Annotated in this window: 13 protein-coding genes; 7 read left to right on the plus strand and 6 right to left on the minus strand. The window is 67.5% G+C overall.

Features of this window, described 5'->3' with window-relative positions:
• Positions 1-10 precede the first annotated feature (10 nt).
• The 4 genes from P1U75_RS12645 to P1U75_RS12660 form a co-directional block, all read right to left on the minus strand.
• Positions 11-976 carry a DUF2927 domain-containing protein gene (locus P1U75_RS12645; protein ID WP_300244297.1) on the minus strand — a complete coding sequence of 322 codons (966 nt, stop codon included), beginning with the start codon at positions 974-976 and terminating at the stop codon, positions 11-13.
• A 16-nt stretch (positions 977-992) separates the two neighbouring features.
• Complete coding sequence (locus P1U75_RS12650; protein ID WP_300243906.1) at positions 993-2,183, minus strand: toxic anion resistance protein; 1,191 nt, start codon at positions 2,181-2,183, stop codon at positions 993-995.
• Positions 2,184-2,215: 32 nt separating this feature from the next.
• Positions 2,216-3,100 carry a 5-bromo-4-chloroindolyl phosphate hydrolysis family protein gene (locus P1U75_RS12655; RefSeq protein WP_300243909.1) on the minus strand — a complete coding sequence of 295 codons (885 nt, stop codon included), beginning with the start codon at positions 3,098-3,100 and terminating at the stop codon, positions 2,216-2,218.
• Positions 3,101-3,291: 191 nt separating this feature from the next.
• A complete protein-coding gene (locus P1U75_RS12660) occupies positions 3,292-4,251 on the minus strand; it encodes a pseudouridine synthase (protein ID WP_300243913.1) in 960 nt (319 codons plus the stop codon).
• Between the two features lie 63 nt (positions 4,252-4,314).
• Between P1U75_RS12660 and P1U75_RS12665 the strand changes: the two genes are divergently transcribed.
• A complete protein-coding gene (locus tag P1U75_RS12665) occupies positions 4,315-4,773 on the plus strand; it encodes a nucleoside deaminase (protein WP_300243915.1) in 459 nt (152 codons plus the stop codon).
• A gap of 22 nt (positions 4,774-4,795) precedes the next feature.
• On the opposite strand, the gene P1U75_RS12670 is transcribed toward P1U75_RS12665, so the two are convergent.
• On the minus strand, positions 4,796-5,491 hold the full coding sequence (locus P1U75_RS12670; protein ID WP_300243917.1) for a metal-dependent hydrolase: 696 nt from the start codon (positions 5,489-5,491) through the stop codon (positions 4,796-4,798).
• A gap of 53 nt (positions 5,492-5,544) precedes the next feature.
• On the opposite strand from P1U75_RS12670, the gene P1U75_RS12675 reads away from it, so the two are divergent.
• Positions 5,545-6,207 (plus strand): hypothetical protein, encoded by a 663-nt coding sequence (locus P1U75_RS12675; protein ID WP_300243919.1) that lies wholly within the window; start codon positions 5,545-5,547, stop codon positions 6,205-6,207.
• Positions 6,208-6,237: 30 nt separating this feature from the next.
• Positions 6,238-7,443 (plus strand): MFS transporter, encoded by a 1,206-nt coding sequence (locus tag P1U75_RS12680; RefSeq protein ID WP_300243921.1) that lies wholly within the window; start codon positions 6,238-6,240, stop codon positions 7,441-7,443.
• On the opposite strand, the gene P1U75_RS12685 is transcribed toward P1U75_RS12680, so the two are convergent.
• Positions 7,326-9,119, minus strand: a complete 1,794-nt coding sequence (locus P1U75_RS12685; RefSeq protein ID WP_300243923.1) for an ATP-binding protein — start codon at positions 9,117-9,119, stop codon at positions 7,326-7,328. The genes P1U75_RS12680 and P1U75_RS12685 overlap by 118 nt on opposite strands.
• A gap of 281 nt (positions 9,120-9,400) precedes the next feature.
• On the opposite strand from P1U75_RS12685, the gene gatC reads away from it, so the two are divergent.
• Genes gatC through P1U75_RS12705 form a run of 4 tightly spaced genes read left to right on the plus strand, consistent with a single transcriptional unit; the run spans position 9,401 to position 12,735 of the window.
• Entirely contained in the window at positions 9,401-9,688 is a 288-nt protein-coding gene (gene gatC, locus P1U75_RS12690) for an Asp-tRNA(Asn)/Glu-tRNA(Gln) amidotransferase subunit GatC (RefSeq protein WP_300243925.1), read from the plus strand.
• Positions 9,689-9,691: 3 nt separating this feature from the next.
• The gene (gene gatA / locus P1U75_RS12695) at positions 9,692-11,179 is read left to right on the plus strand and encodes an Asp-tRNA(Asn)/Glu-tRNA(Gln) amidotransferase subunit GatA (protein WP_300243928.1); all 1,488 of its coding nucleotides are present in this window, start codon (positions 9,692-9,694) and stop codon (positions 11,177-11,179) included.
• Between the two features lie 40 nt (positions 11,180-11,219).
• Positions 11,220-12,050 (plus strand): hypothetical protein, encoded by an 831-nt coding sequence (locus P1U75_RS12700; RefSeq protein WP_300243930.1) that lies wholly within the window; start codon positions 11,220-11,222, stop codon positions 12,048-12,050.
• A 4-nt stretch (positions 12,051-12,054) separates the two neighbouring features.
• Positions 12,055-12,735 (plus strand): N-acetylmuramoyl-L-alanine amidase, encoded by a 681-nt coding sequence (locus P1U75_RS12705; protein ID WP_300243932.1) that lies wholly within the window; start codon positions 12,055-12,057, stop codon positions 12,733-12,735.
• Positions 12,736-12,782: the final 47 nt, after the last annotated feature.

Consider the following 12,782-nt stretch of genomic DNA (forward strand, 5'->3'; position numbering starts at 1 on the left):
GGGCAGGCGGTCACAGCGCCTGTCCCATCAGTTCGCGGGCGATGATCCGGGTGATCGGGCGCGCCTCGTCGGCGGTCATGCCCGGGGTCAGGCGCGGATCATAGAGCATTTTCAACAGCAATTCGTCATGATTGGTCAGCAGCGCGAATTCGTCGTCATCGTTGAAGATCGACGGGCGCGCCTCGGGGCTGTCGTTGGGCAGGCCGAGCCCCTGCGCGAGTTCCTCGTGGATGCACGACAGCCGCACCAGATCCGGGTGTTCGGCCCGGATCAGCGCCACCGCGCGGGTATAGGTGTTGGGATTGCGGCTGCCCGAGACCGCCACGACGAGGCAGTAGAACGAGCGCGGCAGGTTGCGAAACAGCGCCAGTTCCCGGGCGCTGATCGAAGGGATCAGCTGTTGCAGCCGGGTCTGGAAATAGTCGCGGTCATCCTCGCCCGCGACAAAGACGTGGAAGTTCGCGCTATTGCCCCGCGCGATCGAGATCGGGTGCCCGGTGATCCGGGCCAGCCGCGCGGCATAGCCGGTGATGTTGTTGGCATCGCGGGTGCGCTGGGCGGGTTGCACGCTGGCGCCGAATTCCACCCCGATCTGCACCGGCGCGGTCCAGCGGTTGAGCTCGCCGCCGGCACCGCGGGTGCGCCGGGCGGGGACCGACCCGCGGGCGTATTCGTCGAAAAAGGCGATGGTCTCGAAATTCTCGGCCAGTTGGTCGGCGGTGAACGGTGTATCCGGGCCGCCGCCGTCGGTGCGCAGCAGGCCCCGGGTAAGCAGATCGTTCTGCACCGCGCGATAGTAGCGGGCCAGCGCGCGGCTTTGCTCCGAGCGCGGTCGCGGCACCTGCGGCTGGAGCGCGGCGGGGCGTGCCTGCGGCGCGGGCGAACTGACCGGCCCGGCCTCCTCGCAGCCTGACAGCAGCAGCGACCCGAGCAGGGCCACGAGGCCGGAAACCCCGGCCCGCCTTATGCGGTGCATACCGCGCATGTGCGCCTCAGCCCGGAACCGCGGTTCCGGCGGTGTCGCCCAACCCGGTCTTTTTCGCCTTGGCGGCGGCCAGCGTGTCGCGCAGCTCGGCCTCCATCTTTTTCAGCTCGGCCTCGGCGGCGGCGCGTTTGGCCTTGCCCTCGTCTGCGATTTGCAGACTTTCCTCGATGGTGCCGATCAGGTCGGCGTTGGCCTGTTTCACCGCCTCGATGTCGAACACGCCGCGCTCCATTTCCTCGCGGATCATCTTGTTGCTCTCGCGCAGGTTCTTGGCATTCGCTGTCAGCAGCTCGTTGGTGAGGTCGTTGGCGTCGCGCACCGCCGCCGCCGCCTCGGCGCTGCGCTGGATGGTGACCGCCTGGGCCAGCTGGGTTTCCCACAGCGGCACGGTGTTGACCATGGTCGAGTTGATCTTGGTCACCAGGCTCTTGTCGTTCTCCTGCACCAGCCGGATCGAGGGCAGCGATTGCATCGTCACCTGGCGGGTCAGCTTGAGGTCATGCACCCGGCGTTCCAGATCGTCGCGGGCGGCGCGCAGGTCGCGCAGCTCCTGCGCCTTCATCACCTGGTCGTTTTCCGCCGCCGCCTGCACCTCTGCCTCTTTCGCCGGGATGTCGTTGCGGTCGAGCTCGGCCAGCTTTTCCTCGCCCGCGGCGATGTAAAGCGCCAGCTCGTCGTAGAAATCCAGCGTCTTGGCATAGAGCATGTCGAGCGACTTGATGTCCTTGAGCAGCGTGTGCTCATGCTTCAGCAGGTCGTCGGTGATGCGGTCGATCTGGCCCTGCACCTCTTCGTAGCGGGCGGTGAACTTGGCAAAGGGGGCGGCGCGGCCCAGCAGTTTTTCCCAGAAGCTCCGTTCGCGTCGCACGTCCAGTTCGGAGACGGAAAACCCGCGGATCGCGGTGACGATGGTGCGCAGGCTGTCGCCGGCGGGGCCGACATCCTTGTTGCGCACCCCGGCCAGCATCGCCTGGCTGATCTCCTGCAACTCGGCCTGGGCGCCCGAGCCGAAGGCGACGATCGAGTTGGTGTCGGACATGTCGATCTCGCCCATGCGCTTGCGGATGTCGGCGCCGACCTCTTCGCCGGCCTCCTCCATCACCACGATGTCGCCGGACGGATCGGAGAGCACGACAGCGGTGACCTCTTCGATCTCGCTCAGGGTTTCCTCGGCTTTCTTGCGAATGGTTTCAGACATGGGGGAATATCCTCGTTGAAAGGGGAATGGGGTCAGTCAAGGCGGACGCCCTCGCGTTGCAGCCGGTCGCGCAGCACCTCGATCTCGACGGTCAGATCGCTGTGGTTGTCGGTCAGCATCTTGCGGGTGCGGGCGGCGAAATTCTGTTCCAGGTCGTCCAGCAGCGCGGTGTAGTCGGCGCGGGCCTGTCGGTCGGGGGTGCGGGCATAGAGATCGGCGAACTTGATCGTCGCGTCGCGCGCACCCATCAGGTAGACGGTCATGTACTTGCGGGCGCCGGTCAGGTCGCGCGGATCCTCCTCGACGGTGCGGAAAAGCTCGCGCGCGGTTTTCTGGAATCGCTCGACGCGGGCCTCGATCTTGCGGTCGCCGGCGCGGCGCACCGCGTCGCTCATCGCCGAGAGATACCCCTCGGCCTCGGCCACGGTGCGGGCGACGCGATCCTGCTGGAAGCTGTCGATCCCCTCCATCCCCTTGTCGCGCAGGGGGTCGATGCCAAATGCCAGTCCATGCAGAACCGTCGCCGCCCCGCCGTAGAGCAAAGGCGCCACCAGACCCGGCTCGGTCCGGTAGGCGGCGAGCGCGGCGCCGATGCCGGTCAGCAGGCTGGCCAGCATCTTGCGCGGCAGGACCGGGCGGCGGGCGACCCGGCGGGCGGCATAGGCGGCCTCGGCGCGCAGCCCCTCGCGCCGCAGCCAGGCCGCAAGCGCCAGCGCGCCGGCGGCAGCAAGACCCTGCGCCATCGAGACGGCGCCACCACCGAAGGACAGGAACACCAGAAGGGCGGCCGGCAGGAACAGCGCGTTGGCCCGCGCGCCCACCGGATCGACCTGCGCGCCGTGATAGGCACTGCGCGGCGGCGTCTCCGATTCGGCCTCGGGGTCGGGGCTGAATTTGCCGCCGAAACGTTGCGCCATCGCCTAGAGCCCCCCGAGCCAGCCGGTCGCCACCCCGATGAGCAGCACGAGCAGCGCCGCATAGGCGATTTTCTGCAATCCGCTCCGTGACATCGGGCACCCCAGCCTATCGTTACGGGGGAAAGGTAAGCCATGCGGGGCAGGCTTGCTAGGGGGAACCGGCGTGCAGGCGCGTCAGGTCGTTGCGCTGCCTAACGGCCGCGCGGTTTCGGCCCGCGGTTGCCTGTGGGGCGGAGTTTGCCGCTGGCACCGGGTTTACCACTGGCACCGGGTTTGCCGCCGGGGCGGGGTTTGCCGCCGGGGCCGGGTTTGCCGGGCCGCCCATCCGGCTTTGCCGCCGCATCGCGGCGCAGCCGGGGCTTGGGCCGCTCGGCGGTTGCCGTGCCTTCCGGCGGGGCCTCCAGCCCGAGCTGGTCGCGCAGTACGCGGCGGCGGACCTCCTCGACCTCTCCGGGTTTCAGGCTGCCGAGTTGGAATGGCCCGTAGGAAACCCGGATCAGCCGGTTCACGGAAAACCCCATCTCCTCCATGGCGCGGCGGATCTCGCGGTTCTTGCCCTCGCGCAGCCCGAGGGTGAGCCAGGCGTTCGCCCCTTGCTGCCGGTCCAGCGACACGATCATCGGCTGAAAGCGTTCGCCGTCGATGCTGATCCCCTTGCGCAGCGGTGCGAAATCCTCGTCCTTCGGTCGCCCCTTGATCCGCACGCGGTACTTGCGCAGCCAGCCGGTGCTGGGCAGTTCCAGCCGCCGCTTGATCGCGCCGTCATTGGTCAGCAGCAACAGCCCCTCGGAGTTGAGGTCGAGCCGTCCGACGCTCATCACCCGGGGCAGCTCCTCGGGCAGGTCGTCGAAGATGGTCGGGCGGCCCAACTCGTCGCGCGCCGTGGTCACCCGCCCGGCGGGCTTGTGATAGAGCCAGAGCCGCGCCGGTTCGGGCGCGGTCAGCGGCTTGCCGTCCACCGCGATGCGATCGGTGTCGGTGACGTTCAGCGCCGGGCTGTCGATCTGCTTGCCGTTCACGCTGACGCGGCCGGCCTCGATCATGCGCTCGGCCTCGCGGCGCGAGGCAACGCCGGCGCGGGCCAGGACCTTGGCGATGCGGTCGCCTTTTGGCGTCTCGGGGGGCGTGCCGGGGGGCGGTTGGGTGCTCATGGCATCGGCCTTAGCCGATCGGGCAGGCTTGCGAAAGCATCGATTGCGGGGCAGGGAAGGGGCATGGTGTTCCGATCCCACATGGACAAGGCGCTGGATCAGGCGCGGGCAGCAGCGGCGCGCGGCGAGGTGCCGGTGGGCGCGGTGATCGTCGATCCCTTCGGTACGGTGGTCGCGGCGGCGGGCAACCGCACCCGCGAGTTGAACGATCCCACCGCCCATGCCGAGATCCTCGCGATCCGCGCTGCCTGTGCCGCCGCCGGGTCGGAGCGGCTGGTGGGCCATGACCTTTATGTCACGCTGGAGCCTTGCGCCATGTGCGCCGCCGCCATCGCCGCCGCCCGCATCGCGCGGGTGTACTACGGTGCTTCCGATCCCAAATCGGGCGGCGTGGCGCATGGCGCGCGGGTGTTCTCGCATTCCCAGGCGCATCACGTGCCGGAGGTCTACGACGGCATCGGCGCGGTTGAGGCGGAAGACCTGTTGAAGCGGTTCTTCGCGGAAAAGCGCGGCAAGGGTTGACCGTCGCGGCGCTGTCTCCGCCTCAAACCTCGATCGCCTGCATCACCTGCGGCTCGATAACATCGACGCCGGGAAGCGCGGCGGTGAGTTTCTCGGCCGATTGCTCCAGGATCGGGAAGGTGCGGTAATGCCCCGGGATCACCGTCTTGAAGTTGAAATAGCGTTTGGCGGCATAGGCAACCTTGTCCATGTCCATGGTGAAATAGCCGCCCGCCGACAGGATGCCGATGTCGGGTTTGTAGTAATCGCCCATCCACTCCATGTCCGCCATGATGTCGGTATCGCCGCTGCAATAAAGGGTCTTGCCCTCGGCATGGATCATGAAGCCGGCCTCGGTGCCGCCGCTGCGCGGCCCCTTGGGCGAGGAGAAGGTCGAGGAATGCACCGCGTTGACCATCGACACCTTGACTCCACCGCCCAGGTCGATGGTGCCGCCCTTGTTGAAGCCGACGGTTTCGATCCCCTCGCTCTCGCCCCAGAAGGTCATCACGTCATATTGTCCGTGGACCGCTACACCGAGTTTCTTCGACAGCGCCACTGCATCGGCGGAGTGATCGAAATGCGCGTGAGTCATCAGGATATGCGTGGCGCCCGCGACGGCGGCGTCGTGGCTGTCCTCGGGCAGCACCGGGTTGCCGGTGAGCCAGGGGTCGAGCAGCAGAACGTGATTGCCGGTCTCGATGCGGAACGAGCCATGGCCGAGCCAGATGATTTTCATGAGAAGCCTCCTTTCGGTTTGGTCCGACCCTAACATCCGTTATCTGAAAATCCATGGACTGGATGCAGCAAATCGACGCCTATTGCGAGCGGGTCGGGCCCGGCTATTGGGTCGAACCGGCGAATGCGCTCAGCAATCTGGCCTTCCTCGCGGCGGCTGCGGTGATGGCGTGGCGGCTGCGCGGGCAGACGGCGCCGCTGGCCCGCGCGATGGTGGTGATCCTCGCCGCGATCGGGGTGGGCAGCTATCTGTGGCATACCCATGCGCGGGCCTGGGCCGGAGTGGCGGACGTGGCGCCAATACTGGTCTTTATCCTGCTCTACATCTACGCGGTTCATGCTGAGGTCTGGGGCATGAAACGTCTCTGGTCGCTGGTGCTGACGGCGCTGTTCTTTCCCTATGCGGCGGTTCTGGTGCCAGTGTTTTCCCGGCTGCCGGGATTTTCCGAATCGGCGGGCTACTGGCCGGTGCCGCTGCTGATCGCGGGTCACGCGGCTTTCTTGCACCGGCGCGCTCCGGGCACGGCGCGGGGGCTGGCGCTGGGCGCGGGGCTTTTGGTGGTGTCGCTTGTCTTCCGCTCGCTCGACGCGGGGCTTTGCGCCGCCTGGCCGCTGGGCACGCATCCGATGTGGCACCTGCTGAACGCGGCGATGCTGGGCTGGATGATCGAGGTCTACCGGCGACACCGCATGGACCGCCCGGCGGAGTTCCGTTAACAGTTGAAGCGATCAGAGGGAGGAGACCCAATGCAATCGCGCTATCTGGTTGTGGCGGGCGCCTGCCTGACGCAGTTCACCGTCATCGGGCTGCTGTTTTCCTTTGGCCTGTTCTTCAAGGTGTTCGAGGCCGAGTATGGCTGGTCGCGCACGCTGATGTCGGCGGCCTCGGCGCTGTCCTTCCTGGCGATGGGGGTGCTGGGCATGATTGGCGGGCGGCTGAACGACCGGTTCGGCCCGACCCGGGTGCTGGCGGTGACCGGCGTGCTCTACGGAGTGGGTTTTGCATTGCTGTCGCAGGTGAGTCAGCCCTGGCAGCTTTTCGTCATTTGCGGCAGTTTCATCGGGCTGGGGCTAAGCACCCATGACGTGGTCACGCTGTCGACCGTGGCGCGCTGGTTCGAGGGGCGGCGCGGCATCATGACGGCGGTGGTCAAGGTGGGCACGGCGGTCGGCCAGGTGACGGTGCCGCCGGTGGCGGCGCTGATGATCTCGGGGATGGGATGGCGGCCGGCGGTGATGGTGATGGGCGGTGGCGCGGTCGTGTTGCTGGTGTTTGCCGCGCTGATCATGAAAAGCCCGCCGGTGCGGACCGGGTTCTCGGGGCAGGCGGGTGGGCCGGCAGAGGGGGCCAGCTTTGCCCAGGCGCGGCGCAGCCGGGTGCTCTGGACGCTTTGCGCGGTGCAGTTCTGTTTCTTTTCCGCGCTGATGACGGTGCCGCTGCACCTGCCGATCCACGGCATGGACCTCGGCATGAGCCCGGCGGGGGCGGCGGCGCTGCTGTCGGTGGTGGGCGGCGCCAGCGTGGCGGGGCGGCTGGCGGTCGGGCGGCTGGCCGACGTGATCGGCGGGCGTCGGGCCTTTGCCCTGTGTTTTGTGGTGCTGATCGCGGGGCTGGGCGGGTTGACCGGCCTGACCGTGCCTTGGGCGTTGTTCATGACCGTGGCGGTCTACGGATTTTCCCACGGCGCGCTCTTCGTCGTGGTCTCGCCCACGGTGGCGGAATACTTCGGCATGCGCGCCCATGGGGCGATCTTCGGAACCGTGCTGTTCTCCGGCACTCTGGGCGGCTCGGTCGGGCCGATCCTGACCGGCATGGTCTTCGACCGCAGCGGCAGCTACGTGCCCGCCTTTCTCACGCTGACGGGTATGTCGGTGCTGGCGCTGCTGCTGGTGTTGTCGCTGCCGCGCTCCGCCTCGGCGCTGCCTGCCGCCGCTGGCGGGTCTGCCGCCTGATCCCAGGCATCGGGCGGGTCCCCGGGGGCGACGAAGCGGTCGAGGCTGTCTGCGATGTCGTTCAGCTTGCAGGGCTTTTCGATGCAGCCGTTCATCCCGGCCGCCAGATAGCTGGCCTTCTGATCGGCCATCACGTTGGCCGAGAGCGCCACGATCGGCGTGTCCCTGTTCAAACCGCCTGCGCGGATCTCTCGGGTGGCCTCGAGACCCGATTTGCGCGGCATCTGGATGTCCATGAAGATCAGGTCGAACTTTTCCCGCGTGGCGGCCTCCACCGCCTCGACGCCGTCGGCGGCGACCTCGGGCTCGACCCCCAGCTTGGCCAGGAACTTGCGGGCGATGAACTGGTTGGTCTTGTTGTCCTCGACCACCATGACCCGGGCATGACCGACGCGCGCGCGCCCCGGTCGGGACGCGACCCTGATCCGTTCGGCGGGGCGGCTGCCCACGACCAGCGGGAAGGTGAACCAGAAGGTGCTGCCCTTGCCCGGCGCGCTGCGCACTCCGGTTTCACCGCCGTGCAGCTCGGCGAGATTGCGGGCGATCGAGAGGCCAAGCCCGGTGCCGCCGTAGATCCGCGCGGTCGAGTTTTCCGCCTGCTCGAATTTCTCGAAGACCCGCGCTGCGGCCTCCTCGGTCAGCCCGATGCCCTCGTCCCGCACCTCGACGCGGACCATCTCGCGCGCCGTGTCCTTGTCGCTCTTGCCGCCGGGTTCCGTCTGGCGCGACACCCGCACCTCCACTGTGCCGTGGTCAGAGAATTTCACCGCGTTGCCGACATAGTTCATCACGATCTGCGACAGCCGCGCCGGGTCTCCGACAAGGTAACGCGGTACGTCCTCGTCGAAATGGCAGCGCAGGTCGATTCCCTTCTGCTCGGCCGGGGCGGCCAGCGCGGACAGGACGTTGGTCACAAGGTCCTCGCGCCGGAAGATGGTCTGTTCCAGCGTCACCCCGTGTTCGATGATCCGTGAGAAATCGAGGATGTCGTTGACAATGCGCAGCAGGGTCCGGCCAGAGGCGTCGGCGGTCTGCAGCAGGTCCTTTTGCTCCTGCGTCACCGCCTGGTCCGCCAGCAGTTGTACCGCCCCGATCACGCCGTTCAGGGGGGTGCGGATCTCATGGCTGACGTTGGCCAGGAAAAACGACTTTGCCTGGTTCGCCGACTGTGCCTCCCGGCGCAGGTTGTCCAGGTGCTCTGTCGTCTTTTCGGCCTCGGAGATGAAAATGAGCATGCCGATGGACATCGCGGCAGTGATGTTGAACAGGATCGCGCCGATCGACCAGGGTAGGGTTGAATGGGTCAGCGTGATCACTGTGGCGACCGTGATCACGCTGACGACCGCGCCGGCGCGTGGTTCAAGCAGCAATATGGCCATCGGGGGTGCCACGAAGAAATAGAGCGACATCGACCAGCCGTCGCCGACCGGAAACACGGCTTGGTAGGTCACAGTCAGGATGAAGTAGCTGATCAACAGCGAGGCAGCGAGGCGCAAATGACCGGAGCGCCACAACAGGATGGGCGGAAGCAAATAGCCGAGCCCGTTCGACAGTGTCCAATACGCTCGGGCAGGCGACAGGGCGTGGAAGTCCCCGAAGCTCAATAGCCCCTCGATCAAGCTGCCCGTCAGGGCGATCAGGGAAAACGAACTTACGATCCGCCGCCGTGCGCTCAACAATCGGTCATCGGGGTCGATGGCCGGCCATGCGATTTCCCTGAGGGACGCCGCGATCGCGTTGAGGGAGATACCAGACAGGGCGCATGCTCCGCAGAATGACCTTTCGCCGGTCACCATGGCGCAAGTGTATTGACAGATCGTTAGTCCCGGTCTGCGTGTGCCCGTGGGAGAGGGGTGCGGGCCCTTTCGGGGCAATCCCGCGCCACGTGACCAACCGCAGTCTTGAAGGCCGCGCGCCGGAGGGGTAAACGCCGCAGGGATATAACGAGAGGTCTTCCATGTCGATTGACGAAAGCACCGCCGCCCGCGTGGCCAAGCTTGCCCGTATCCGGGTCGAGGAGGAGGCGCTGCCCGCCCTGGCGGCAGAGTTCAACACCATCCTCGGTTTCATCGAGCAACTGGGCGAGGTCGATGTCGAGGGAGTCGAGCCGATGACCGGGGTCACGCCGATGCGGCTGAAGCGCCGCGCCGACGTGGTGACCGACGGCAACCAGCAGGACAAGATCCTGTCAAATGCCCCCGACGCGCGCGAGGGGTTCTTCGCGGTGCCCAAGGTGGTGGAGTAAGACATGAGCGATCTGAACAAACTGGGCCTGGCGGGCGCGCGCGACGCGCTGCGCAAGGGCGATGTCACCTCGGTTGAACTGACCGAGGCCTGCCTGTCGGAAATCGAGGGCGCCGATGCGCTCAACGCCTTCGTCCACAAGACCCCGGAAATCGCGCTGGAGCGCGCCCGCGCGGCCGACGCGCGGATCAAGGCGGGCGATGCCCCGGCGATGTGCGGCCTGCCGATCGGGATCAAGGACCTGTTCTGCACCAGGGGCGTGCCCAGCCAGGCCGGCAGCCGCATCCTGGAAGGGTTCCTGCCAGAGTACGAATCCACGGTCAGCCAGAATCTGCAGGACGCCGGCGCGGTGATGCTGGGCAAGCTCAACATGGACGAATTCGCCATGGGCTCGTCCAACGAAACCAGCGTCTACGGCAACGCGGTCAGCCCCTGGCGGCGCGGCGGCGATGACGCGGCCCTTACCCCGGGCGGCTCCTCGGGCGGTTCCGCCGCCGCCGTGGCCGCCGACCTGTGCCTGGCCGCGACCGGCACCGATACCGGCGGCTCGATCCGGCAACCGGCGGCCTTTACCGGTACGGTCGGGCTCAAACCCACCTACGGGCGTTGCTCGCGCTGGGGCGTGGTGGCCTTTGCCTCATCGCTCGACCAGGCCGGGCCGATGACCAAATCGGTGCGCGACGCCGCGATCATGCTGGGCGCGATGGCCGGGCACGATGCCAAGGATTCCACCTCTGTCGACCTGGCGGTGCCGGATTTCGAGGCGCTGCTGACCGGCGATATCAAGGGCAAGAGGATCGGTATCCCCAAGGAATACCGCATGGACGGCATGCCCGACGAGATCGAAACGCTCTGGCACGAGGGCGCCGAGATGCTGAAATCGGCCGGCGCCGAGATCGTCGACATCAGCCTGCCGCACACCAAGTACGCGCTGCCCGCCTATTACGTGATCGCCCCGGCCGAGGCCTCGTCGAACCTGGCCCGCTATGACGGGGTGCGCTATGGCCACCGCGCCACGCTGGAGGCGGGCGACGGCATCACCGAGATGTACGAGAAAACCCGTGCCGAGGGCTTCGGCGCCGAGGTGCAGCGCCGGGTGATGGTGGGCACCTACGTGCTGTCGGCGGGCTTCTACGATGCCTATTACAACCGCGCCCGCAAGGTCCGGACCCTGATCAAGAAGGACTTCGAGGATGTCTTTGCCAAGGGCATCGACGCGATCCTGACACCGGCCACCCCCTCGGCCGCCTTCAGGCTGGGCGAGATGGGCCAGGCCGACCCGGTGCAGATGTATCTCAACGACGTCTTCACCGTGACCGTGAACCTTGCCGGCCTGCCGGGCATCGCGGTTCCGACGGGGCTGGATCGTCAGGGGCTGCCGCTGGGATTGCAGCTGATCGGGCGTCCCTGGGAAGAGGGCGATCTGCTGAATACGGCCTATGCGCTGGAGCAGGCGGCCGGATTTGTGGCCAAACCGGAGAAATGGTGGTAAAACACCGGCCAACAAAAACAAGAACGGCAGGACAGCAGCCATGCGTTTTCTCCATGCGGCCCTGATATTGGGCGGACTGAGTGCTTGTGCTCCGGCGATCCCGGACAGCGGCGCCGGGGTCGGGTTTGACAATTCGGTGGAGGCCCAGCGCGCCCGCGAGGCGCAGCTCAGCGGGCTGGCGCCGACCGTGTCGGGGGTGGCACCACCCCAGGCGGTGTCGTCCGAACCGCTCTCCGCGGTCGGGACGGTTTCAGCTCAGGTGCCGCAGCAGGGCACGCAACCCTCTCAGCCGATGGTTCCTCAATCCGTGCCGGTGCAAACCGCATCGGTCGCGCCTGCGGCGTCATCGAACGACAGCGCGGCGGATATCGCCGCCGAAACCGCCGCCGCGCTGCAGGCCGCGCGCGCCAATTCCGGGCAGATGCCGTTGCAGGCCAGCCCGTCGAATCCGGCACCCTCGGCCATCAGCAACCCCGGAATCTCGGACGAGAACGATTTTCAGGCGGTCTCCACCCGCGAGTCGATCAAAAGCGACGCGCAGCGCATCGCCCGCAACCGCGGCCTCTACCAGCAGATCGAACCCACGGCCGTGCCGCGCCGGCCCGGCGATCAGCAGCCCAACATCGTGCAATACGCGCTGCAAACCAACAATCCGCGCGGCGCACAGCTTTACGCCCGCGGCGGGCTGACTGCCAACCCGAGGGCGAAAATGCAGCGCAACTGCGCCAAATACGGCTCCTCCGACCTGGCGCAGATGGCGTTCCTGTCCAAGGGCGGGCCGCAACGCGACCGGCTCGGCCTCGACCCGGACGGCGACGGCTATGCCTGCAACTGGGATCCGGCGCCGTTCCGCCAGGCGGTCAAGAACTGATCGTGTGACGCCGCTCTGGCACCCGTCCCCCAGTTTCGGCGCGCGGCGGGGCGGGCTGCGTCCCACCTTGGTCGTTCTGCATTACACCGCGATGGAAGGGGCCCGCGCCGCGCTGGAGCGGCTCTGCGGTCCGGCGGCCGAGGTCTCGGCGCATTACCTGATCGGGGCCGATGGCACGGTCTGGCAGATGGTGCGCGAGGCGGACCGCGCCTGGCATGCCGGGGCAGGGTCGTGGCGTGGCTGCGACGACATCAATTCGCGCTCCATCGGGATCGAGCTGGACAATCGCGGCGACCACCCGTTTTCCGAGCCGCAGATGGCGGCGCTGGAGGTGCTGCTTCCCGGCATCCTGGTCCGCTGGAACATCGGACCCGAGGGCGTCATCGGCCATTCCGACATGGCACCGGGGCGCAAGGGCGATCCCGGCCCGCGGTTTGACTGGGCGCGGCTGGCCCGGCAGGGGCTGGCGCTGGCGCATGTACCGTGTCCGGGCGGCGCGGTGGGGGCGGGCCACTTCCGCGCGCTGGCGCAGCAGGCGGGCTACCCGGCCGAGGCGGCGGAGCAGGATGTTCTGACCGCGGTGCGAAACCGGCTCAGACCCTGGGGCCGGGGGCCGCTCTCGCAGGCGGACATGGACGCGCTGGCGGGGTTCGTCGCGGCGCAGACCGGCGGGCGCAGCGCCTGACGCCCCGGCGCCGATCCGGGGTTTGCCCATTGACGCCCCGCGCCGGC

The sequence above is a fragment of the Antarcticimicrobium sp. genome (assembly GCF_029212575.1).
In the GTDB taxonomy this organism is placed as follows: Bacteria; Pseudomonadota; Alphaproteobacteria; order Rhodobacterales; family Rhodobacteraceae; genus Antarcticimicrobium.